We start from the raw sequence: 22,262 nt of genomic DNA, 5'->3' as shown, positions 1-22,262 counted from the left end.
GGTTCGTGACCTCGGCACCCGCGATGCGCCAACGACGTTGGCGCATATGAGAAAACCCCCGGTACCAGCGGGGGCTCTCGAAACCGCCTCAAAGGAAAAGGAGAACACGCGATGAACGATGACGAGGATAACACCTGCACGTGGTGCGGCAATCCGATTGGCAACGATGGTGGCTGGATGACTCAGAATCTTGCCGGGTGGTTTTGTTGCAAGGGCTGCGCATACCGCGATTCCCGCGCCAATGGGTGGATCAGCGACGCAAACCACGCCCGAAATATCGCAGAGGGCTGGGTTCCGGAGGGTGCGCTGTGAACGAAATCGTGGTCTACACGAAGCCTGGTTGCGTTCAATGCGACACTACCAAGAAGGCGCTCCAGCGCGCGGGCATCCCATATCGCGCGGTAGACGTGGACGCTGATCCCGCAGCGCAAGATGAAGTTCGGGCACTCGGGTATTCGAGTCTCCCGGTGGTGGTGCTTCCCAACGGTCGGCACTGGGCAGGATTCCGTCCGGACAGGATCGCCGAACTGAGGGAGGAGAAGCAAGCCGCGTGATCGGCACCGACTAGAAGCCCCGGAGCCACTTTTCTCCGGGGTCTCTTCATGTCTGGGGGACGTGCACACTCCCCACTTTCCCTTGCCCGCCAACCGTTCTAGCTTCAGAGCATGCCCGAAACACTCACCCCGCGAGCCCATCTCATGGCGCTGGCCGACCTGCTCGACGAACCACAACACCTCGCAGGCCCAGACGCCGAACGGTGCTCGGCTGCTGATCGTCCCGCCGAGTGGGCAGCCCTGAGCATCGGCTGGTCTCGCGTGGTCGGGGCTGCTCGGGTTATCCAGAGCCGTCATGCGGAGGACTCCCGTGATGAGGTGCTGTCCCAGTGTGCTGACGCCGCACGAGAGGCCGCTGTGCATGAACTCCGTTGGTTCTGGGCCAGACTCGTGAACAAGTTCATCGGGGAGGTGGAGTCCGATGCTTGAGGACGAAGCCCCATTGACCCCCGTCGAGCGGTTGGCCTTGGTCAGCCTGTACGCCCACCTCGTGCAGTCCCAGAATCGAACAGTTCCAGGACAACTCGACCCCGAGAGTGCGTGTTACGCCGACCTCAACATTCGTCGTCCCGAAACCTTGTCCCACAAGGAGATTCCCGCAATTCGGGTCACGAGGGGTATTGAGACATGTTGATTGGGTACGCACGGGTCTCGACCGTCGAGCAGAGCGTCGGCTTGCAGCTCGACGCACTCCATGGTGCTGGTGTCGAGCAAGTGTTCACCGACGAAGGCGTGTCGGGCTCGGTGTCGAGCCGTCCCGAACTCGACAGGTGTCTGGCTCACCTGCGACCTGGTGACACCTTGGTCGTGTGGAGGCTCGACCGACTGGCCCGCTCCCTCAAGAATCTCCTGGAACTGGTTGAGTCCCTGTCAGTCAAGGGGATTCACCTCCGCAGCTTGACCGAGAGCATCGACACATCCTCGGCGTCGGGTCGGCTCGTACTGTCGGTATTCGGTGCCTTGGCCGAATTTGAGCGGAGTCTCATCATCGAGCGGACTCAAGCAGGGCTGGCCGCTGCACGTGCCCGTGGAGCACGGATTGGGCGTCCAACGGCGATGAACGCTGGGCAGGTCGAGCAAGCCAAGACGCTGGTCTCGGCTGGTCATCGGGTAGGTGATGTCGCTCGGACGCTGGGGGTCGGGCGCTCCACGTTGTATCGCGCATTAGAAAGTGCCGAGCGGTAAAATCCTTGCTAGACAAGGACACTGGTGAAACTTTGTACCTCAATGAAGACCGCTCGGCACTGAGTCCAGTGTACTCCTTGGACGAGAGGAAGGGGTGCCCGATGACGCGGTTATCAGGACTTTCCGCGCGAGGTGTGCGGCGAGGTGGAGCCTCGGCGTGCAGCGAGCAGGGCGGGGGCGCTGGAGGACGCGATGAGGGATGACCCCGATGACCTGGTGGCCAGGATTGATGAGCTGGTCGATGATGACGAGTCCCTGGACGACTGGTCGTATGGCTGGTCGGACTCGTGGAGGTGGGCTCCCGAGCACGTCGAGCTGCCCGAGGGGGTCTGGGAGGATCAGCCCGACGCCGAACTGGACTCGGGCTGGGATTACTCCCCGCCCACTCAAATCCATGTGATTCCTGTTGAGCAAGTTGGCGAATGGATAGCGTGCCTGGACACCATGCCCACGGTGGAGCGGGAAGATGTGCAGTGGTACGTGGTGTGTTTCGTGCACAAGGTCGCTGGTGAGCGCCAGGTGTCGTGTGGCTGCGGAAATCCCAGTGCGCAAGACGATTCCCGGTAACATCGGCCTCGTGACGCGCTCCCCAGTGCCCTATTTCGGTGGAAAAGCCTGGCTAGCCCCGAGGCTGGCAGCGGTGTTACCCGCACATAAACACTATGTGGAAGTGTGTGGCGGGAGTCTGGCCGTCCTGCTCTCCAAGAAGCCCAGCAGGCAAGAGACCGTGAACGACCTGGACGGTTACTTGATGACGTTTTGGCGGGTGTTACGGGATAGACCTGGCGAGCTGGAGCGTGTGTGTTCTTTGACTCCGCATAGTCGGTCGGAACGGGCACTGGCACAGGAGATTTCGAGTGACCTTGACGAGTTGGAAGTCGCAAGGCGGGTGTTCGTGGCGCTGACACAAGGGCGTTCGGGGAGCTTGACTCGTACGGGGTGGCGGCACGACTTGCGGCCCGTGTCCACTCCGATGCCCGTGACTTTGCAGCGCTACGCGGGTCGAATTGGGCAGGCCGCCAAGAGGATTCGTGGTGTGAGTCTTGAGTGTAGGCCAGCTGTGGAGCTGGTGGAGGCGTACGGGGGTGGCCGAGGAAACCTGCTGTACGTTGACCCGCCGTACATCGTGGACAAGGGGATTCGGCGAGGTGGGGAGTATCGCGTGGAGATGCGGTCGAACGCGGTGCATCGGGAGCTGTTGGAGGCGTGCCTGGGGTGTGATGCGGCGGTCGTAGTGAGTGGGTACAGCTCGGCGCTGTACGACGGCATGCTCGGGGACTGGTATCGGTGGGAAATCCCGATGCTGACGAGCCAGGGCAGTGGGGACGGACGGCGTGTCGAGGTGGTGTGGTCGAATCGGATGCTGGAGGGGCTTGGTGAGGGCTCTGACGAGAGTTCCATTTCGTCAATTGATGGGGGTCAGATTGACGAAATGAGCACCCGCTGTCCTGGCTGTTTGGCGGTGTTACGACAACCGAAACGGGGTCGGCGTCGGGTGTGGTGCTCGGCGTCGTGTCGCACTCGGGGATGGGCTGTGCGCAGAGACGTGGAGGGTGTGGAGGTCGAGGAAGACGAGGTGGCTGGTTAGGGACTCGACAACGCCTTGTCAGCGAGCATTCAGGCTGTCTGATGCGGTGTTATTCTCACGTTAGCTAGGAGGACTAATCGGGAGGGGCGTGACTCGTGTCGTTGAATGTCGATGCAGACGGTCTGCGCCGCGCCTCGGCTCGAAGCGATGACCTGGCGAGTGAGCTGAACGGCTCAAATGGTGCTGGTTCCGTTGGGGGTTCGCAGCCCACGGCTTCCGCTGTGCAAGCGGTTCATGCTCTGATTTCAGGAGTTCGGGCTGATCACGCGGCGTACCTATCGGGGCGGTCAGAGACTCTGCGCGCGGGCGCGAACGGCTACCAGAACACCGACGACGGCAGCGCTCAGAAGTTCAAGGGGACGATGTGATGGCAGCCATTGCACCCGTGAAGATGCCCACAAAGTCCGAGATACTCCGCTGGACGACAACACATTTGGATGAGGCGGCGACAGCGTGGGAGAAGTCCGCTGAGCAGTCTGAGGCCGCTTTCAAGCAGCATGTGGACAACGTGCGTTCACCTGGCGGTACTGAGTGGACGGGGCAAGGGGCGACCGCAGCGTACGACGATGCCCGTGAGGCGCAGGACGTGGTGGGGGTGCAGTGCTCCATCAAGCGCGAGTGCGCGAGGATCGCGCGTCGCGGTTCGGGAGACATCCGAGGTGCCAAAGAGGCGACCGTGAACGCGATCCAGGAGGTCGAGGGTAAGGGCTACCAGGTGGCCGAAGACTTGACCGTCACCGACTCACAGTCAGGCGGTACCGACGCGCAGCGTGCGGCCCGCAAGGCGGAGGCTCAGCAGCTCACTGAGTTCCTACGCTGGCACGCTCAGGGCCTGGCCTCCACGGATGGGAAAGTGGCTGGGGAACTGACTGCCGAAGCGCAGGGCCTGGAGGGACGCAAGCTCACCAAGGGCGGCGACCCCACGGTGCAGATGCTTGATGACGGCGACAAGAGCCGCAACGACCGCATCAACGACCGTGACGCAAAGCATCCTGATGGCCGTGACCGCGACCCTGACGGTGCCGATGGGCAGCGAGGGCGCAACGATGAGACGTGGCGGCGTCCCGAAGGTGGAGACGGTTCGAACAACGACCTCAACAATGATTGGGCAGGTCGAGCGATCCTGGAACGCTACCTCTTCGGTGGTGGCAAGGAATGGGAGCTAGACAACGACCCTGCCTGGTCGAAGTACATGATGGACGACCCAAACCTTGCCCGTCAGCTCGACGGGCATATCCGTAGCCACGCACAGCAGGCGCTGATTGACTATCAACAAGGCAAGGGCGCTCATCAGGGATTCGGCGAGGTGTTCAGCGCCGAGATGGCGAACGGGGAATCTATCACCGGCAGGAACTATCTTCATGGCACCAACGCGGACGCGGGAGGCTTTCAGCTCGGCGGATATACCGATGTCCAGCAGCTTCCAGACGGCAACTACAAAGTGAATGTCCACGGGAGATATAACTGGAACGACATCATGGACGCGAACCCGCAGTACAGCACCGATGTCAAGAAATCCAAATGGGCAGACATCATCAGCCTTGGACAGGCCGAGCCGTACACCATGCGAATCCTATGGACTGCCGACACTGAGTTCATACTCGACAAGAACGGCAAGCCGTTAGACATCAAGGGGTACCCATTCAAATGAGACGAAGCCTGTTGGTGATGATCAGCGCACTGCTTTCGGGGTGCTCGCTGTTCTCCACGGACCCCTTGCAAGCTGACCGTTTCGTGCGCCCAGACCACACGGTTCCTTCTCCGTCCGGGGAGTACGCGGCCTCCGTCGAATACGGCCCCACCGAGAACAACGTCAAGACGTGGGTACCCGTCATCCGGGACAAGTCCGGTGATGAGGTGTTCCGCGACGACTACCCGTACAGCACCCGTCACATGCTCTATGTCACATGGCTTTCCAGCCAACCAGCCGAACTATGGGTCTACTCCGGCGATGTGGGCACTTTCTCTATTGCCCAGCAGCCGAACGGGAAATGGATGAAGCAGCACAGCACCGCGCCCAAGGAAATCAAAGACCTACATCCATGAACCTCCCCACCGTCCCTGGCGGCTTCCGCACCGTGCTCGCTGACCCGCCCTGGCGTTTCGGTAACCGTCGTGCGGGTATGTCGCCCGAGAGCGGCCTGAGGCCGCGCTACGCCACGATGGCGCTCGACGACATCTGCGATATGCCAGTGTCATCCGCCGCCGCAGCCAGTGCGCATCTGTATTTGTGGGTGCCGTCGTCGATGCTGCCTGAGGGGCTAAAAGTGATGTCCGCCTGGGGATTTCGATACACCACGTCGCTCACGTGGGTGAAGACGCGGAGGGACGGGGAACCTGACGGCAGTGGGGTGGGGTTCTATTTTCGGAACGCCACTGAGCTGCTCCTTTTCGGTGTGCGGGGGAGCTTGCGGACATTGCCTGCCGCACGGGGGATGACGAATGTGCTCACAGCCAGGCGGCGGGAACACAGTCGAAAACCAGTGGAAGGGTACTGGCTGATTGAGCAGGCTTCGCCTGGCCCTCGGCTGGAGTTGTTCGCACGGGAGGGGCGGACCGAGTGGACCGTTTGGGGCGACGAGGCGGCGGGAGTTTCCGGACGTTTTCGTCCGGAAAGGCACCCGCTACGGTGCCCTGTATGTCAGGGGGACTTGGGTCAGCCGACCTGTGCTCGGCGTTGGTGTTCGGGGAGGTGGTGCTGAGCTGGGCTTTTAGAGGCGTGGGTGTCCGGGGAGGCACCGGACTCTCCGGACACGGGTGAGAAGACTTTTCCTGGGTTGGCAGGAGAAGCCCTCGGGGCTTCCGGTGCATGCCGGTAGGTACCGGAAGGGTGCTCGCCGTTGGTGTTCGGGGAGGTGGTGCTGAGCTGGGCTTTTAGAGGCGTGGGTGTCCGGGGAGTGTCCGGTGAATTGGGGGGTGGAGGAAGGGGACACCACTCTTCGGGTCGGGTTGTCAGACCTCGCCGTTAGCGTCGGTGCATCGGGCGAGCGAGGAGAGGAACGCAGATGGAGCCGTCAGGGTTTGTCAGCACGGTCAAAGAGGGATTGGCGTTGAAGTTGGAGACGCCGTACATGGTGGCGGCGAGCACGCTGGGTCTGCTCAGCGTGTCCTGCATGTTGCCCGGTGATGTGCCGTTCGACAGGCCGTTGGAGGCGTTGTCGAAGTTCTTCGCATGGACGGGCTGGGCATCGCCCGTGGCGTGGCTAGAGGGGGCGCATCAGTGGATGAGCGACCCGAGCCGCATCGACGCCACGCATGGGCTTTTCGTCATGTTGGCGCTGTTTGGGACGCTGTTGGCGTCCTATAGCCGTGCATCGTTCGCGGCCTTGGTCGGGATCAGCGGGCTGGTGGAAACGGGGTCGGTGGCCCAGGCGTGGATGCTTCCGGTGTCGGTCTTGGTTGCGATGACTTTGGCGGGGTGGGTGCTGCGTCTGTGGAACGACGACTTGTGGGAGCGTGCCGGGTGGACCTGGTTGTGGTTGGGTGTGGCCCTCGTGTACTGCGTGCTGATGCTGTTCGCTTTCGTGTTCGGGGAGCAGAAGGGCCGTACGCGCCCTCAGCCTGTTGAGGTCGAGTTGTCTTGGGAGACGGAGGAGTTTATCGACAAGCGGCTCAAGGCGTTCGGGATGCCCAGTCTGATTCCTCCCGTGAGTGTTCCCACCATGGGTCCGTCAGAGGCGGCTACGCGGCGGATAGAGCGGTATTACCGCGAGAAGGAGCAGCGGGAAAAGGAGATGCGAGAGCAGGCCGAGGGTGACGCAGCGAAAGGCGATGCGGCCTGACCAGCCAGTATTAGCAAGATTCCGACCGTGTTGGAACACGTGCCATAGCACTGTAAACAGAGCACGCCCGTCAGTCTGCGAGCCAACTGGCGGGAATCGGGTGCAGTCGCTTGTTAGACCAGTTTGAGTTGGATGTCTGTGGTGGCGGCGATGGGGGTGATGCCGACAGGGCACCCAGGGCCTTCGCGGGTGCCTTCTCCTGTGCCTGCCAGGCTGCTGGGGTTCCATTCATAGTGGAAGCGCGCGGCTTTCGGGATGACAGAGCCGTCCGGGCAGCCCACGTCGATGTCGGACACGTCCATCTTCCAGCGACCGTCCGATAGCTGCGCTTTGGCGCTCTCGCAATTCTCGCGTTTGGCGTTGTCACAGAGCTGCACGGTGGCGCAGCCATCGCCGCAGGGGGTGAAGAACCAGTGGTTCGTGATGGTTTGGCCGCTTTCGCGGTTAGTCGTGGTCTCGGTGTAGTGCCCGGACATCTGCGTGTCGGCTGTCGCGATGGGTGCCAAGGCGATGCTCAGGGCAGCCGTGGCGACTAAGAAGGTTGTTCCTGCGTGCTTGATCATCGCCGCCCCCCCCCTTGTAGTTCTGGTGTTTCGGCGAGCGTAACAGCGGCACTGGACATTCCGTGGTCGATAACGAACAGCTGGGGTGTGCGACTCTGTAGCGTCCTCGGCATGAGTGATGAATGGACTGTGGTGCCCGCCCCGCAGGGGATCACGGTGATTGATGCCGAGGGAAAGACTTTCCCCATCATCGCGCTCCGCATCAAGGGTTCGGATGTGATCCCGCTGTACCTGGATAGCGAGAGTGGGCGGGGTGCGCCGATTTGGGGCCAAGCAGTGCTGGGCATGTCCAAGGCGTGGATACCCGACTCGGTGGTTCCCTATGAACTTCCTGACTCTTCCTAGTCGAAAACCAGGTTGTCTGTAGGTGCCCGATAACCCCAGTTCAGCGGGTGTTTACGCACCCGAGCTTCCTGATGGCGAGTGTGTTGCATCGGGCACAACGGCAAAAACGGCAGTTTTTGGCCGTAAACCCTATAGGGGTAAAAATGCGTGCTCTTTGTAGCTGTCACGTCCCCTAAACCCCGATATCGCGCGTCTGGAGGGGGGAATGTGTGTTTTTTCTGTATAGGGGTTTGTGGCCAAAAACTGCCGTTTTTGCCGTTGTGCTTAGCGCAACAGTGGGAAAGTATGGTTGAGCTGGGCTTTTCGGTGCCGAAGGCTGTTGGTTGAGTCGGTGGAGATGCTGTTTTGGCCTGGCAGAAATAGCCTCGCGCCTGGCTGGAGGTGGCCACCCGCCACCTCCAATGTGACTAGCATCACATGCTTGCTGGCAGTTCATTCACCCCTGGCGGAAGCGGGTCTCGGCACGGTCGATTTCCGTAAGATTCTTTGCCCAGCTCGAACCTGGGATTCCACCCCTCCCTGTGGCGTTCCGTAAGATTTCCGCTCCCGTGCGTGCGGATTCAGCAATCAAAAATTCCACCACGGGACATGTAAATACACTGTTAGTACGCCATTTTTGGTTGCATATGGGCAATCTGGAGCTAACGTTGAAGTCATGAGTGATGACGTTGACCTCCTGCTCGGTGTGGGCGCAGCCGCCACCCGCGCCGGCCGCACCCGCAGAGCGATTCATGCCGCGATAGCCGCTGGCCGCTTGCCCGCTTTATCGGTCCCCGTAGGTGGAGGACGGCACGTTTGGCTCGTCCGTCAAGCCGACGTGGACAAGACCTGGAAGCAGAAGCGGAAAGCCGCCGCTTAGTCCCAAAACAAAATCAAGGCCAGTCTCCCCGCCTGGAAAACGAGAGCTGGCCTTGACACCGAACACGAGAGAGAGTCCGACATGACCACTGTAACAGTGGATTTGCCAGCCCAGCCGCTCAATGACAAAGACCGTGAGGCCCTGATCGCGGGCGCGGCGTGCACCCAGGAGTTCCTTACCGCGAACGAGCATTTGGTGCGCTCCGTGGAGACCAGCATCGACTTGCGGCTTGGCTCTGACCGGAACCCCTGGGAACACCTGAAGTCCCGTCCGCAGGGACTGTTGTTCGTGTGGCACCCGCTCGACGGCTCCGAACCTCGCTACCAGTTCCGGTCAGACAGCCCCGCTGACGGCGAAGGCAAGTACCAGTTCGAGCCATCTCCTCGGCATGCGAACCACGGCCTCGTACGTTCGGGCTCTGACGACGGCTCCGTGGCGCTCGTGGAGGGCTCCAAGAAAGCATTGGCGGTCTCTTCGGTGCTGGAATCCGAAGGCGACGAGGCCACGTGGGTCATCGCCCTTCCGGGGTGCTCGGCGTGGTCCACGGGTGACTGGTCGCCGGACATCTCGCTCGTGCAGTTGGTCGAAGGGCGACGAGTCCTGATCTGCATGGACGCCGACGCCTCAACGAATCTCTCCGTCTACACGGGTGCTGAGCGCCTGGGCAGCGCCTTGTCGAACGCGGACAGCATCAAGTACATCCAAGTACCTGGCGGCGGCAAGACTGGCATTGATGATTACTTGACCGTCTTGCCTGTTGAGAAGCGAGCTGCCTCGTGGCAGCGCCTGGTGGACAAGGCCACGAGCAGGCCCGCGCAGCACCGTCCGGACAAGAGGAAGGCCGACTCGGCACCGAAGAAGAGTCTCGCGCAGCAGCAGGCCGAATTGGCCGAATCTGTTGAGCAGGCATACAACTTCGTTGCCGGACGGGTGAAGCTGCCTCCCCGCTTGGACGGTGGTGTGTGGCTGCGCGACGGCGGTGGCCTGGACGCCGACATGCTTGTGCGAGTCGTCGCGGAGTCGGACATCGCGCCGATTGCCCTGGCTGCTGATGGCACCGTGGCCGTTTACCGGCGAGGCGTATATGACACGTCCGAGTCTGGATTCCCTGCGTTGGTGAGCACCCTGCTCGGTGCGCACTTCACCACCGGGCACCTGGCGAATGCGAACGCCAAGGCTCAAGCCATGTTGCACGCCGCTGGGTTACGGCTGCCTGATCTCGCGCCCGACCAGATGGTGAACTGCAAGAACGGCATGCTGGACTTGAAGACCCTAATCCTGCACCCGCACGACCCGAAGTATCTGAGTGCCCGCCAGATTCCAGTGGACTGGAACCCCGCCGCGACGGCTCCCCACTACGAGGACTGGCTCGCAGACCGTGTGGGGCCATTCCAAGTCGAGTTGGTGGAAGAGGTCATCAGCCAGTTCTTGGACCCGAGCTTGACCCCGGCACGGGCGCTGTTCTTGTTCGGCCCATCAAGGTCGGGCAAGTCCACGATGCTGCGCCTCGCGGAGAAGCTCGCTGGCGGCGAACAGTACGTCTCCGGGTTGACATTGCAGCAGCTGTCCGACAATCAATTTGCCGCAGCCGAGCTGTATGGCTGTGCCATCAACGTGTGCCCGGACCTTCCCAAAGACCACGTGAACGATCTGTCCGTCTTCAAGCGCGTGACGGGCGACGACAAAATCACGGCCAACCGTAAGTACGGGAAAATGTTCCATTTCCGGGCGAACTCACTGTTCCTGTTCTCGGCCAACACGATTCCCACCATCAGCGTGGCGGAAGGTGACGCTTATTTTGCGCGCACCATGCCCGCCGCGTTCCCCAAGTCCTACAAGAACAAGGAGAACCCGGAAATCGAGAAGCGGCTCCTCACAGAGCTGCCGGGGATCCTCGCGCGCTGGGCCAGGGCTCGCCAGCGCCACATCAATTCGGGATACCAGTGGCAGGAAGCTCACCCGGCGGTCAAGGCGCACTTCGAGTCCTCGTCGGACAGGGTGGCGCAGTTCGTCGCGCAATGCTGCACGGTCGGTGTGCGCTCGATGGCCAAAGCGGTGGGTGGCACCTCCGTCGTCCGCCGCGAGCGCGGCCCGGGAATGAGCGTCGAAGACTCTTGGCTTGTCGGTGAACCGCTACCGATTAAGAGTCTGTTCAAGGCGTTTGACACGTTCCGGACAGGTGAAGGCCAATCAGGCGGAATGAACCTGAAGACGTTCCGTGGCCGCATCGAGACACTCCCCGGGGTGCGTCTCGATGCGCGGAACGTTGCGGGCGCGCGCGTCAGCAACATCGCGGTCAAGCCACAGGAAGAGTGGGGAGGCAGCGCCGACACGTACGGCACGTTGATCCCACTGCTGTTCCCGAACGATGACGGAGGGGACGACTCGGACACCCCGTGCAACGTCACGCCTATCAGGGGCGACGTAGCGGTGACACCGCCTCCTCCTCCGCTTGATGACGATGGCGACGAGGACGACGGCGATGCGGATCCTCGCGGGGGCGGAACCCCACCTCCAGCACCCGCGCCCAAGCCGACCCCGGCGGCACCTACACCTGCGGCCAAGGGGAAGCCGAAGGCCGCGCCGACTGTCGGCTCGGCTGTCGATGAACTCCTCCACAAGCTCGGCCCAGAGGCCAAGTTCCGCCCGTTCGTCCTCGAAAGCTTGATTGAGCGCGCCGAGTCCGAGGCTCGCGCGCACGGCGGTGAGCCCGCCGTCGAGGAGCTGCGCTCCCGCGTCACCAAGCTCCGCGCCGAGCTGGACGAGCGGCTGGCACGGACAAACATCTGGGGAATCACGAGCAGAAGCGACTACCGCACCCAGGGGGACGTGACGGGCCGTGACTAGCCAATCCCACTCCAGCTCAACAACAATCGGCCATATGAGCACCATCCTCACGCAGACGGAACTCGCGCAGCGCGCGCATCACCGCGCCACACGGTTCTTCTGGTCCTGGTTAGCTGGAGCCACCGCTGTATCCCTCGCCGGGAACGTCGTTCACGCGGCGCTCACCGCGTCACCGTCCACCCGATGGCTCGCCGCAGCCGTCGCTGCAGTGCCTCCCACGGTGCTTCTTGCGTCAGTGCACGGGATCGCCGTACTCGCCAAGACAAGCGCCAGCGGGCGCGTGTACCGCGCCGCCGTCGTGGCGACGACGGGCCTCGCACTCGGCGCGTTCCTGCTCAGCTTCGTCGCGTTGCGAGACCTCGCGATGCTCGCGCACATCCCCGCGCCCCTCGCGTTTGTCCTGCCGCTCGTCATCGACTTGGCCATCGCCGTCGCGACTTTGGCCCTCGTCGCAGTTGGGGATAAACCGACGCGCCGCGTCTCCCAGCGCACCGCATCACCCCAGCTCAGCAAAGTCTCTGCGCCCACCCCCGCGCCACGACACCCACAGGCTGCCTCACGGCCTTGGACTCCACAATCCGCGACGCCAGCGCGATCGTCTCGGGCGCGGGAGCCGCCGCGCCGTCCAGCGCGCCCCAGAAGCCCGCCGACGCGGCGGCTCCCGCGCCCGAGACGATCGCGCTGGCGTCGCGGATTGTGGAGTCCAAGGCCGTGAGGCAGCCTGTGGGTGTCGTGGCGAGGATCCTCGAACTGGCCGAGACGGAGTCCCGAAAGAACGTGATTGCCGAGCGAGCGGGAGTCCATCATTCCGTCGTCACGAAAGTCTTGGAGGCTGCCGAGTCCCAGCGTCGTCACGGCCTCCAAGCGGTCTCCTGAGCCCCTTTGCTCGGCTGCCTGCCCCTCGGTGACCCCGAAAACGTAAGGCCGCGCGTTAGATACCCCGTAAGACAGCTCGTAAGGTGCTCCGTAAGGTCGTCCGTAAGATTTCCGCGACCCTCGATTCTCGGCACGGGCACCCCTCTATATGCCCTGCTAGAGAACACGTTTTACGGCCATCCGAGCGCCCCCCACACACCCGCTCCTGAGCCGCCTCGTAACGCCCGCCCGTAAGACGCCCTAGACGGCGAATCCTGGAGTCCCATAAGGACTCTCAGCCACCCGCATCACCGTTCCGTAAGCCACCCAGCGCCCCGCCCGATGCTCCCACCGCACCGTGGCTGCGCCACGGCACGGCGCTCGCGGCAACCATCTGACTGGCCGAGACCCCCTGCCACCTGGCCTTTCTCTTCCAGTCCTTCTCCTTCTCAACCCCGCTGAACTGCGAAAACCCCCACACCCCTCGCACTCTCCGTCCTCCTCATTTCCCCAGCTCAGCGGGCATGTCTGACCCATTAGCAAAGTGTGGTGTTAATGCCAGTGTAACGGGAAGTGCTGGTAGACACCGGGATTCATGTAAGTCAGAGTTGACAGGGCAAAGATTCTGATTAGACTTATTAACGACGAACTCCTCTAACCCCGTTCGTCGAATTAAGGGGTAGGGGCCTCGGCAAAGCCCCTCGGAGAGCCAAGGAGGTGAGCATGGGCAAGTGGATTGCCGCTGGCTTGCTTGGTCTTTCGGGACTCTCCCTCCTTTCCGAGTACCCCTTGTGGGGTGTCGGACTGCTGGGTGTCGCAGCACTTCTCATGTGGATGGGACTCCAGGGCCGACAGGCCGCTCGGGTCGAGCGGAGTCGTCCCGTGGCTGCGCGCCAGGCGCGCATGGACGTGCAGGTCGAGGTCAACGCGGCTCAGCGCGCCGCGAACAAGCAGGTGCGTCGGGCCGTCGAGCGCGCCCGCCGTCAGGCGCAGCGGAACGTCGATGGCGCGGCGGCGCGCGTGCGCGCCGAGCAGGCACAGAGGTGGGTCTCATGACGCGCCAGCAAAAGCGCGCGCTCCAGGCGCGTCGGGCCGAGAAGCGCGAGGACTTCCTGTGGGAGCGGCATGTGAAGCGCGCGGATTCGCGCTTGGACGCCATCGAACGCGATCAGGATCAGGCCGAGCGCGAGTGGGAGAAGCTCGGGGAGCGGGTCGCACAGATTGAGACCAAGACACGCTCGGACATAGAGAAAGCGGTGGCCGAGATTACGCGCCAGGCCGCGTCCGAAGAGCGCCGAGTGCTGAGCACGCCGCTGGTGAGATACGCGGGCGCGGGCTTCAACCGCCCGCCCACTTGGGTGTGGCACGTCAAAGCCGCGATGCCCGCGCCGCTTGCCCAGCGGCTGGGAATCGACAGTCGCGACGGTGGCCCGCTGCTCATGCTGCGGCCTGGTGGAGGAGTAGCTGAGGGCGACTTGGCTCCCTCAGTCATTCGGGCCGAGCTGCCCGAGTTGGCGCACGATCCCGCGTTCGTGGGGTGGTCGGACCAGACGATTTCGCTGCTGCCCGAGCTGGCGCAGCGGTACAGCGTGCTTGAGCTTTTGCGGAACGACGACTGGCTCGCGCACCTTTTGGAGTCGGCTGGAATCACGGCATCGAGCACCACGGTGGAATCGGTGCAGGGCGTGTACGGCGTCGTGGACCGGAAAGTCACGATCACGTCCGTTCCGAGTCTGACGAACGTGCAGGTGGCCCGGACTGGTCTCCGCCTGACGTTTGGGCATCAGCCGGGCCGCTCCGCGAAAGATTGGAACTCCCGACTCGACGCCCTGCGTGCGGCTTTGAAGGCCACTGGACTGGACGCTGACAACATGAAGATTTTGGACGGTCCTGGCGGCGAAGTCGTCTTGTACATGAACGACGTGGATCCTTTCGCGGGCACAGTTCCCGACTCGGGACTTTTCGACAGCGAGCGTGGCCGAAGCCTTTTGGGTATCACTGAGTCGGGCGAAGAAGCGTGGATTACGTGGAACGGGTCATCGGGCCTCGTCGTCGGTGGTGTGCCTGGAAGTGGCAAAACAGCGAGCTTGCTCCCAGTGTTCGCCGGGATGGCTGGACAGGCCGAACTCCACGTGTTCGATGGCAAGTCGGGCTTCGACTTGCACCCCCTTCGTCACATTTCGACGACGTACGACCGCAGTGGCGATGTGGCTGCGCCGTTGGAGACTCTGCGGTCGCTCGATGCCCTGCGCATCCAACGGGCCGAGGCGATGTACACGGCGTTGGGAGCTAGCAACTTCTGGAATCTGACCGTCGAACAAAAGAACAAGCTCGGCGTGAAACCCGTCTTTTGCGTGTTGGATGAGTGCCAGACATGGTTGGACACGAGCGGAATGGACAAAGAGGAGAAGTCCGTCGCTGCCGAGGTCATCAAACTGATTCGGACGCTCGTTCAAAAGGGCCGCAGTGCGGGAATCGTCATCGTCTTGACGACTCAAAAGCCCGATGCCACTTCGATTCCCACCGTAATCCGTGACAATGCCGCGCTCAAGATTTGCTTCCGCGTTTCGACTCCCGAACAGGCCATCACGGTGCTCGGTCGCCAGGCACCTGGCGCGCCAGATCCTACGGAAATCCTGATGTCCAACAAAGGTCGCGGCGTCATGGAAACGGAAGGGCTCGGAATCGTCCTGTTCCAAGCTGGCTACCGCGAACCGTCCGAGCTGGACGCCGAGCTGGCCCAGCACAAGCCAGTCGAAGACCAGTCCAAAGTGGCTGCACGGCTCCTCAACCGAACCGAAAAAGTCGTGTCACGTCCCACCGCGCGCGAGACCGACGAGCAGCCCGAGGTGGCTGTCACGCCCCCTGCGGTCGAGCGTGACGAGAAGACGGGAAGCACTGGAGTGGAGGGGTTCTCACTGTGAGCAGGTTTGTTGTCGGACTTGATTGTGTAGTGACTGGAGTGTCCGTCGCCGCATTCGTCGAGGGCGCTCCGAGCCCCGTCACCAAGTTCGTGCGTGCACCGCGCATCGACAACTTCGACGTGATGCACCAGGTTGCTCGGACGCTGACGACAGCCGAACTGACACTGGAATCGGTGCTGCGGTCGGGTGTTCCCGAACTGGTCGTGATGATGAAACCGAGCATGGGAGACGCACGGAAAGACACGTCTGCACCGCGCCGCATGATGCTCGCCGGGGAGATTCAGCGACGGCTTGTGGAGGCCAGGATCCCCGTGTGTGAAGTGTCGGCCATGGCGTTGGTGTCGTGGCTTCTCGGTGGCGGACGGAAATATCCCCCAAGAGACTTCGGCGCGCTGGAGCAGGCTGTGCGGGACGCCTGGCGACCAGATGATGTCGAGCCAGAGTTCCGTTTGACGACTGTCGGCGTGGCCGCTGCGGGTGCTGTCATCACGGGGATCCCGACACGACGGAAGGTCGAGAACTCGGCTCTCGCTGCGCTGCGCGAGATGCGACTGCCGAGCGGCTGGGCGCTGCCAGAACGCGCGAGCGAGTGGAACAAGCAGTACGTGAAATCAGAAGTTGCATAGGAAAGGAAAGAACGATGAGCACAGACGAAGAAATGATGTGGAAGGTGATGAATCAGCGCAGCGACGACCTCGCTGACCGCTGGTACAAGCCCGCAGGAATCGGCTTGCTGGTTGGAATCATCGGCACAGCAATTGCCGTGAGCAATCACCCGACACCCACGTGGGCAGTCGCGGTGGCGGCGGTCGGCGGTCTGGTGTGCCTGGGCTCCTTCGCTATCCCCATGAGCACCGTCTACAAAGAGGGGAACCGCCTGGAGCAGCACGTCAACTCGATGGCGGATTACCCCGAGGACTTCGATGACGACGAGGACTTCGACGAGGACGAGGACTATCCCCACGCCGTCGAGCCCGTCTCTGCACCAGCTCAGCCCGCGCCACCAGCGGGCGGGAGCCTGCTGTCCTCGCTGAGGCAGCAGCCCCAATAGACCAGTCGCCCAGACAATTCGACCAGACCGACCAACAGAGAAAGGACACGGAAATGAAGAACATCAGGATCCTCGCGGTTGCCGCGAGCACGGCAGTGGTCGGTCTCTCGGCGTGCGGGACGAGCACTCCCACCGCCAGCCCCGTGCCGGCCGACTCGAACTGCGTCGAAGTGGCCAAGCCGAGCGACCCGCACGGGCTCATCGGGCGTGATGGCTGGCCTTGGCCCGCTTGCAACGCGCTGAGCGACGTGACCCCTGGGGTTGACCAGAAGCGTGCCCAGGAAATCGTGTACGACGCGCGTGCGCGAGTCTTCGCGGCCAAGCGCGCCATCTCGCTGCTCGCTTCTCAGGGGAACCAACTGGCGGGTATCGTCACCGACTCGACCGCCACCGTCGCTGACTATCGTGGCCGCATCTCGGACACCCGTGGACGGATTGCCCAGGACTTGATGAACTCCCGTCTGGCCTTGCGGGGAACTCCACCGCAGGGGTTCGCGCTGGCTTATGTGAAGGGTGAAACCGTTCACTCGGCCAGCCCCATCTGGACGGGAGGGGGACGATGAAAAGCCTCGTCGCGGCGGGCTTCACGGCTCTCGCTCTGCTCGGCGCACCCGCCGCGTCGGCAGACCCACAGGGCTGGTGCACGTGGAGCCCCAACATGGATATGGATGCGTGCGGCCTGATCGTCGGCGTACCTGCGAGCGGACAGCTCGTGGATGGCCCTGGCGACTGGTCCACTGGCGAGACCCGTACGAAGTAGCGTGTATCCGTGACTAATTCTCAATCCCGGCCGGGTGCAAAGAGTTTCGTTTCCCTGGTCGTCGCACTCAGCGTGGGACTCGGAGTGGTGGGGTGCAGCTCGGGGCACCCCACCCCCTCGGGTGCGAGTGCGACGGGCCAGGCGAGCAGCTCCGTCGTGGCTCGGGCGCGGGTGGACGTGTCCGCCGTGTGGGCGACTCACCCCATGCCTGACTGCCCTCGTGTCGTCATCGGGAGTGCCAGTGCTCCAGCAGGTTTGGAGCTTCCCAGTGATGAGACCGTGGCGAAACAGCTTGCGGGTGTGAAGAGTCCAGCGCCCGAGGAGTGGGTGCGCAAGAAGCTTGGGTGGGTGACCAAATGGTTGGGTAAGACCAGGGCGGACATCATTTCTGACCCCAGTTCGCCAGGAGTTCCCGCACAGTCCAAGCGATTCGGGCTATACGTCGAGCACATCAAATCAGAACTTACAGCGGGGCAAGATATTTCAGATTCGGCACTTGATGGCCGATTTCCAGAGGGATGTGCGTAATGGCACCACAAGCCGATATTGAAAGACCCAGCGATGACCCATTTTCGCTGATGGACTCCAATTGGCCGTCTGAGTCCGAAGGTGCGTATCACGCGGCGGAGCTAAATGCCGACGCACTATCTACTGCGACAACCACTCAAGCGGAATCCGCCGATGATGCAGAACGCAAGATGGCGAGTGAGTCGGGGAAGGCCGCCGAAGCGGTGGCGGGAGGTTATGGCGCTGTCGCAGAACAGCTTCGCGGGCAGAGTCGGGACTACACCACCATTAGCGCTTGGATGCTCGACGCTGGAGGAAAGGTCGGGAAGGCCAAGAGTCAAATAGCAGACCTCGTGTCATCGGGAACCCAGGACATCAGGGATGCCCTCACCTGCGAGCTGAAAGGCACCCCCGCCAGCCCGTCCTCTAACGACCTCATCGCCCGGTACCGCTCGGACATTGCCTCTGTAGCAAGCAGGTTGTCCACTGACCTCGACGCTATCGGTCATTCCCTGGGCGGGGATCCTGGCGCATCTCGCACGCCGACCTACACGAGCATCCCCACGAGCCCGACTGCCGAGCACCCACGCCCGACCGTTGAGGTGGCCGCGTACAACCACGGCGACCAGCCCGAGGTCGAGCCCCGCCAGCTTCCCCCGATGCCTCGTGCCACGAGTACCCCATCGGGTACCGAATTAACTGGTGTGCCAGGGACGCCCAGCACGCCAAGCGCGCCGACACACTCGGTGAACCCCACCCTCGCGGGACTCATCGCAGGGAGCGGCCCATCGGGCACTCCCACAGCGCCGAGCGCCAGTGCCAAGTCTTCGAGCGGAACCACCGCGAACAACCCCACTGGGCAAGCTCATCAGGCCACCGAGACCCACCAGAACGTCAAGCCGCCAGTCCTGCCAAGAATTCCGTCCATCGGACTCCCCAACGTGCCCGCAGCCGCAGCGGAGTCCATCGTCACCGCCGTCAGCTCGGCCACGGCCTCCCAACTCCCCACGGCGGCACCCGCCACGCCGACTCTCCCCGCGTCAACTGGGCTCACGCCCGGAACGAGCGGCACCCCTCCCGCGCTTCCCACTCCACCAGCGGGGCTCGCGCCCATCGGCGGCAGTCTCCCGACCGCGCCACCCGTCGTGCAGCCAGCAACACCCGCCCCACAGGGTGCATCACCAGCTACCAGCCCAGCGGCTCCTACACCATCTCCACAGGCTCCAGCACCAGCCCCTCGCGGCCCCGCCGCCGACCTCGGCTGGATTCAGCGCACTTATGGGCTCTCTCCGTCCCTCGACCTCCCCAAGCCCGAGAACCCCATCGCGCCAGCACGTTTCATCATCGACCTGTCCGAGGAAGAGGCCCACCTGCACCGCGTGCTCGCCACGTTGCGCCAGCAGTTCGAGGCCGCAGGGTGGTCTCAACCCTTGGCTGTCGCCACCATTCGACGGGGCTTCGAGACCCGCACGGTGTACGTCACGGCAGACGGCCTCTCCATTCACCCATCGGGCGTCCGACTGCCCTCGGGGGTGAACCCACTGGACGAGATGCCCAGCACGCCAAGCTCTCACGACCTCGACGGCTCCCTCATGGTCACCGACAAACTGCGCTCCCTCATTCCCCGCGAATGGACTGTCGAGCAGGTGCTGAGCACCGTTTCCGGCGGAGAGGGCAGCCAGAGTGCCGAGGAGTACCAGGAATTGGTGGAGTCGGGAGAACTGTTGGAGTGCACGGCAGCTCGCGGTCGGGATGACGTTGGGGTGGACGAGGCTCTGCGGATGTTCGCTCGGGCTGCGCTGGGGTCTGGTGGGTGCGGGGAGCTTGGGGCCGAGAGCGCTCGGCTTCGAGCGGCCAGGTGGGTCGGGGTGCAGCCGCAGGGGTACCTCGATGTGCTGGGGCGCTGGTATCTGGCTGATGCCGCTGAGGCGATGAGCCGTGGGAGCTGGGGTGAAGCCGTGTACTCGGCAGAGAAATACATGTTCATAAGAAGCGCGGAAAATAAAGCGGCATAGGAGGAATGGTGAAGATGAACAAGGCACAACACGAAATGTTCCAGGCCGCTTATGCCCGTTCAGCGGAGCGGAGCGTGGTCATCGCGGCCACGTTCATCTGCATCGAGGCGCTCAATTGGACTGACCGTCCGACGGCCCATGAAGAATTCATTCACGCGATGGACGAGCTTCACGCGATGCGAGTCGCGAGCAGCGCTCAGCTGGACTTTGAACTCGAAGTGGCACAAGGAAAATGGGACAACCCACTGGGGAAGCGTCCATGAGGACACAAGAAGAACTGAACCAGCGGGCTGCCGAGCTGGCGGAGCAGTCACGTGCGAAGGGTGCTCGTGCCGTCGAGTCTTTGCGAGCCCAATGGCTGGCCAAGCCCAACAGGACGTTTGTCATCGAGAAGAACAAGGAGAGCTGATATGTCATCAACAGTCGCAACGGCGGGAGACTCCGCAATCCAGCTCCATCGAACCGTCGCGGCCTCGGCGCGGTCGGCGGCGGTGGGCTTGCCCACGGTGAACTCGGTGGGCATGCGGGCGGGGCACGCGGAGATTTTGGAGAGCGCGCTGGGGGAGACTCGTCGGACGTTGGAGGGGCTGGCGCACGTGGCCGACGTGGGTGCTCGTGGAGCGGGTGCGCTCGGGGATCAGGACCGCGAGAACGGTCGGAAGTACGGGAGTGCGCCTCTGGCGTTGCGGGGAGTTTGAGCGGGGGGGAAACGGTTTTGAGAGGTAGCGGAATGACGCAATATGTGAATAAAACAGTGTGTATCCACGCCAGAAAATCGGTATTTACTCGTTATTTATGTCTGAGTAACTGGCGGTCCGTGACCAGCCATTTGTCACCTAGACGCAGTTGAAAGCCTATGTCACGCGGGATTTCGGGGGAGTGGCGGGCATCGGAGCGGACGGGTGAGTCATAACCCAGAGGTCGCAGGTTCAAATCCTGTCCCCGCTACTAGGTACGTAGGCCAGAGACTGATTCAGTCTCTGGCCTACGTCATTTCGTGGGCTTCATACATACGGAGTTACTCCCGCCACGAATGGGGCCGGGTCTAGATGGTGTGGCTGCCGTCGGGGGATAGGACAAAGCCCTTGCGCCGGTCCTCTCCCGCCTGAGTACTTTCAACAACACACAGCGCGCGGTAGATCCCAAAGCCACTGATATCGGCCAGCTTCTGGCTCCGGCGCAAACCACGCCGTTCTCGATCCGCTGCACGACTGGGCGTTGGCGCACCGCCACGATGTTCTGGCGGCTCTGTGCACGGCGATGGGGCTGTGGCAGGTCCTCACGGGCACCTGACTTTCATCACCTACCGGCGACGGAGCATCCGCCCGGCGGCAGCGCCCAGTCGGCGCACGCGGCCGCGTGAATTGCGCAGGGCGACGTGGGAAGCGCCGAGCACGCCGAAGTCGACGTGGATGCCTACCGGCTGGTCCTTGGCGTCGTAGCTGGCCACAATCGGATGACGTGTCTTGTCGATCACGGTTTTGCAGGTGATGACCGTGGCGCCGGCCGGGGTGTGGACATCTGAGTAATCGCGATCGCTCTCCCAGGCACGTTCCCAACTACGATCCAGTGCCTCAAATTCCTGAGCCGACAGCGACTCGGCATCGTGCACGAGGATCATGCCGAGGTCGGTTGAGACGCTGATTCCGTATGGCGGCGCGGGCATTCCGTACAGGTCTTCGGGGAAGTCGATCCGTTTGCGTGGCGCGTCGGATAGTTGAATCGACAGATATGCCGGCCGAAACAGCGGCGCCCTGGGGCTTGTTCGGACATCAAGCTCGGTGGCCCACACGCGGTAGTTGCCGGGGGCGACGTTCAGCACCACCTGTGGGTGATCACGATCGTAGACATCGCGAATCGCTAGCCGTCCCGAGGAAATCTCGACCCGGCCCAGCTCGATGTTCCGGAACAGGGGAGGGGGGCTATACCAGGGGGCGAAGCGTGATGGATCGATAAGAGACATTCGCAGGCCGCCCCTTCACTGCTCGCACCGAGGTAGGTGATGTCCTCGGCATTCGCGATCCTTGATTCGTCGGTAATCGTGACATAGGCCAGTACCCCAAACACCACGGGCCAGAGACATTGAGTCTCTGGCCCGTGACCGTGAGGTAATTGCGCCAAAACTACCGGCACTGAACCCCGGGGTTGTTGCAGGACTTGCCGATCCCGTTGCTGTTTCTGCCGCCGCCGATGTTCTGCGGTTGACCGTTGATCTGCCGCGAATCCGGCGTGTAAATGTTCATCGCGTCGTTTCCGGTCAGGAACTCCGTCTCATCGTCCCAAGGGTCCGCGCTGTAGGTAACCGCGGGCGCCGTGCCGCCCTGGACACTTACGTCGTCCGCAAGGTTCACACCAACAGCGGTGGCCACGCCTAAAAAGGCGAAGATTAGTAACCGCGCAAAGGCGGACTGTGTGCTCATTGCGATT

General features: G+C 62.7%; 28 protein-coding genes and 2 pseudogenes. 26 read left to right on the top strand and 4 right to left on the bottom strand.

Annotation, left to right across the window (positions count from 1 at the left end; all coding sequences use genetic code 11):
- Window positions 1-111: 111 nt before the first annotated feature.
- From ABG82_RS19845 to ABG82_RS19795, 11 genes and pseudogenes are all read left to right on the top strand, one after another.
- Window positions 112-312: a hypothetical protein gene (locus ABG82_RS19845; RefSeq protein ID WP_043077629.1), complete on the top strand. Its 201-nt coding sequence runs from the start codon at window positions 112-114 to the stop codon at window positions 310-312.
- Window positions 309-554 carry a glutaredoxin-like protein NrdH gene (gene nrdH / locus ABG82_RS19840; protein ID WP_043077628.1) on the top strand — a complete coding sequence of 82 codons (246 nt, stop codon included), beginning with the start codon at window positions 309-311 and terminating at the stop codon, window positions 552-554. The genes ABG82_RS19845 and nrdH overlap by 4 nt, the downstream gene beginning before the upstream one ends.
- Before the next feature lie 111 nt (window positions 555-665).
- On the top strand, window positions 666-983 hold the full coding sequence (locus tag ABG82_RS19835; RefSeq protein ID WP_234708013.1) for a hypothetical protein: 318 nt from the start codon (window positions 666-668) through the stop codon (window positions 981-983).
- A 198-nt stretch (window positions 984-1,181) separates the two neighbouring features.
- On the top strand, window positions 1,182-1,739 hold the full coding sequence (locus tag ABG82_RS19825) for a recombinase family protein (protein WP_043077627.1): 558 nt from the start codon (window positions 1,182-1,184) through the stop codon (window positions 1,737-1,739).
- Window positions 1,740-1,931: 192 nt separating this feature from the next.
- Window positions 1,932-2,306: a hypothetical protein gene (locus tag ABG82_RS19820; protein WP_043077626.1), complete on the top strand. Its 375-nt coding sequence runs from the start codon at window positions 1,932-1,934 to the stop codon at window positions 2,304-2,306.
- A pseudogene (locus ABG82_RS29050) lies at window positions 2,206-2,544 on the top strand (DNA adenine methylase); the annotation flags it as partial. The gene ABG82_RS19820 and the pseudogene ABG82_RS29050, both read left to right, overlap by 101 nt.
- Before the next feature lie 231 nt (window positions 2,545-2,775).
- The gene (locus ABG82_RS29045) at window positions 2,776-3,327 is read left to right on the top strand and encodes a hypothetical protein (RefSeq protein ID WP_234708016.1); all 552 of its coding nucleotides are present in this window, start codon (window positions 2,776-2,778) and stop codon (window positions 3,325-3,327) included.
- Between the two features lie 367 nt (window positions 3,328-3,694).
- Window positions 3,695-4,978 carry a hypothetical protein gene (locus ABG82_RS29040; RefSeq protein ID WP_234708012.1) on the top strand — a complete coding sequence of 428 codons (1,284 nt, stop codon included), beginning with the start codon at window positions 3,695-3,697 and terminating at the stop codon, window positions 4,976-4,978.
- A complete protein-coding gene (locus tag ABG82_RS19800) occupies window positions 4,975-5,373 on the top strand; it encodes a YdgH/BhsA/McbA family protein (protein WP_078343946.1) in 399 nt (132 codons plus the stop codon). Before ABG82_RS29040 ends, ABG82_RS19800 begins: the two co-directional genes overlap by 4 nt.
- Window positions 5,262-6,029 carry an MT-A70 family methyltransferase gene (locus ABG82_RS27885; RefSeq protein WP_322788742.1) on the top strand — a complete coding sequence of 256 codons (768 nt, stop codon included), beginning with the start codon at window positions 5,262-5,264 and terminating at the stop codon, window positions 6,027-6,029. The genes ABG82_RS19800 and ABG82_RS27885 overlap by 112 nt, the downstream gene beginning before the upstream one ends.
- A 303-nt stretch (window positions 6,030-6,332) precedes the next feature.
- Window positions 6,333-7,109 (top strand): hypothetical protein, encoded by a 777-nt coding sequence (locus tag ABG82_RS19795; RefSeq protein WP_043080563.1) that lies wholly within the window; start codon window positions 6,333-6,335, stop codon window positions 7,107-7,109.
- A gap of 113 nt (window positions 7,110-7,222) precedes the next feature.
- On the opposite strand, the gene ABG82_RS19790 is transcribed toward ABG82_RS19795, so the two are convergent.
- Complete coding sequence (locus ABG82_RS19790; RefSeq protein ID WP_043080562.1) at window positions 7,223-7,672, bottom strand: hypothetical protein; 450 nt, start codon at window positions 7,670-7,672, stop codon at window positions 7,223-7,225.
- 111 nt (window positions 7,673-7,783) lie between these two features.
- On the opposite strand from ABG82_RS19790, the gene ABG82_RS19785 reads away from it, so the two are divergent.
- The 3 genes from ABG82_RS19785 (at window position 7,784) to ABG82_RS19775 (ending at window position 11,723) form a co-directional block, all read left to right on the top strand.
- Window positions 7,784-8,017 carry a hypothetical protein gene (locus ABG82_RS19785; RefSeq protein WP_043080561.1) on the top strand — a complete coding sequence of 78 codons (234 nt, stop codon included), beginning with the start codon at window positions 7,784-7,786 and terminating at the stop codon, window positions 8,015-8,017.
- A 655-nt stretch (window positions 8,018-8,672) separates the two neighbouring features.
- On the top strand, window positions 8,673-8,876 hold the full coding sequence (locus ABG82_RS19780; protein WP_043080560.1) for a hypothetical protein: 204 nt from the start codon (window positions 8,673-8,675) through the stop codon (window positions 8,874-8,876).
- Between the two features lie 81 nt (window positions 8,877-8,957).
- Complete coding sequence (locus tag ABG82_RS19775; protein WP_078343945.1) at window positions 8,958-11,723, top strand: phage/plasmid primase, P4 family; 2,766 nt, start codon at window positions 8,958-8,960, stop codon at window positions 11,721-11,723.
- 232 nt (window positions 11,724-11,955) lie between these two features.
- Here ABG82_RS19775 and ABG82_RS29035 read toward each other — a convergent pair whose 3' ends face one another.
- Entirely contained in the window at window positions 11,956-12,099 is a 144-nt protein-coding gene (locus ABG82_RS29035) for a hypothetical protein (RefSeq protein ID WP_235631185.1), read from the bottom strand.
- On the opposite strand from ABG82_RS29035, the gene ABG82_RS29030 reads away from it, so the two are divergent.
- The 12 genes from ABG82_RS29030 to ABG82_RS19720 all read left to right on the top strand — a co-directional run bounded on the left by ABG82_RS29030 (window position 12,073) and on the right by ABG82_RS19720 (window position 20,533).
- The gene (locus tag ABG82_RS29030; protein ID WP_235631182.1) at window positions 12,073-12,438 is read left to right on the top strand and encodes a hypothetical protein; all 366 of its coding nucleotides are present in this window, start codon (window positions 12,073-12,075) and stop codon (window positions 12,436-12,438) included. The two genes, ABG82_RS29035 and ABG82_RS29030, sit on opposite strands and share 27 nt — an antisense overlap.
- 863 nt (window positions 12,439-13,301) lie before the next feature.
- Entirely contained in the window at window positions 13,302-13,634 is a 333-nt protein-coding gene (locus tag ABG82_RS19760; RefSeq protein ID WP_043080582.1) for a hypothetical protein, read from the top strand.
- Window positions 13,631-15,502 carry a hypothetical protein gene (locus ABG82_RS19755; protein ID WP_157889243.1) on the top strand — a complete coding sequence of 624 codons (1,872 nt, stop codon included), beginning with the start codon at window positions 13,631-13,633 and terminating at the stop codon, window positions 15,500-15,502. The genes ABG82_RS19760 and ABG82_RS19755 overlap by 4 nt, the downstream gene beginning before the upstream one ends.
- A 29-nt stretch (window positions 15,503-15,531) precedes the next feature.
- A complete protein-coding gene (locus ABG82_RS19750) occupies window positions 15,532-16,128 on the top strand; it encodes a hypothetical protein (RefSeq protein WP_131676377.1) in 597 nt (198 codons plus the stop codon).
- Window positions 16,129-16,142: 14 nt separating this feature from the next.
- The gene (locus ABG82_RS19745) at window positions 16,143-16,553 is read left to right on the top strand and encodes a hypothetical protein (protein WP_043080593.1); all 411 of its coding nucleotides are present in this window, start codon (window positions 16,143-16,145) and stop codon (window positions 16,551-16,553) included.
- 53 nt (window positions 16,554-16,606) lie between these two features.
- Window positions 16,607-17,116, top strand: coding sequence for a hypothetical protein (locus ABG82_RS19740; RefSeq protein WP_043080138.1), 510 nt, complete (start codon window positions 16,607-16,609; stop codon window positions 17,114-17,116).
- Window positions 17,113-17,313: a hypothetical protein gene (locus ABG82_RS19735; RefSeq protein ID WP_043080085.1), complete on the top strand. Its 201-nt coding sequence runs from the start codon at window positions 17,113-17,115 to the stop codon at window positions 17,311-17,313. The genes ABG82_RS19740 and ABG82_RS19735 overlap by 4 nt, the downstream gene beginning before the upstream one ends.
- Before the next feature lie 9 nt (window positions 17,314-17,322).
- Complete coding sequence (locus ABG82_RS29025; protein ID WP_234708109.1) at window positions 17,323-17,841, top strand: hypothetical protein; 519 nt, start codon at window positions 17,323-17,325, stop codon at window positions 17,839-17,841.
- A 170-nt stretch (window positions 17,842-18,011) separates the two neighbouring features.
- Window positions 18,012-19,835, top strand: coding sequence for a hypothetical protein (locus ABG82_RS19730; RefSeq protein WP_234714554.1), 1,824 nt, complete (start codon window positions 18,012-18,014; stop codon window positions 19,833-19,835).
- Between the two features lie 14 nt (window positions 19,836-19,849).
- Window positions 19,850-20,098, top strand: a complete 249-nt coding sequence (locus ABG82_RS19725) for a hypothetical protein (protein WP_043080139.1) — start codon at window positions 19,850-19,852, stop codon at window positions 20,096-20,098.
- Window positions 20,095-20,244, top strand: coding sequence for a hypothetical protein (locus ABG82_RS28650; protein ID WP_165589756.1), 150 nt, complete (start codon window positions 20,095-20,097; stop codon window positions 20,242-20,244). Before ABG82_RS19725 ends, ABG82_RS28650 begins: the two co-directional genes overlap by 4 nt.
- 1 nt (window position 20,245) lies before the next feature.
- Window positions 20,246-20,533, top strand: coding sequence for a hypothetical protein (locus ABG82_RS19720; RefSeq protein WP_043080087.1), 288 nt, complete (start codon window positions 20,246-20,248; stop codon window positions 20,531-20,533).
- Between the two features lie 605 nt (window positions 20,534-21,138).
- Here ABG82_RS19720 and ABG82_RS19715 read toward each other — a convergent pair.
- Window positions 21,139-21,902 (bottom strand): annotated as a pseudogene (locus ABG82_RS19715) (DUF4241 domain-containing protein).
- Window positions 21,903-21,958: 56 nt separating this feature from the next.
- Window positions 21,959-22,255: a hypothetical protein gene (locus ABG82_RS19710; RefSeq protein WP_043080088.1), complete on the bottom strand. Its 297-nt coding sequence runs from the start codon at window positions 22,253-22,255 to the stop codon at window positions 21,959-21,961.
- Between the last annotated feature and the right edge of the window lie 7 nt (window positions 22,256-22,262).

Source organism: Mycobacteroides immunogenum (assembly GCF_001605725.1).
Taxonomy (GTDB): domain Bacteria; phylum Actinomycetota; class Actinomycetes; order Mycobacteriales; family Mycobacteriaceae; genus Mycobacterium; species Mycobacterium immunogenum.
This window is presented reverse-complemented; position numbering and strand designations above follow the sequence as displayed.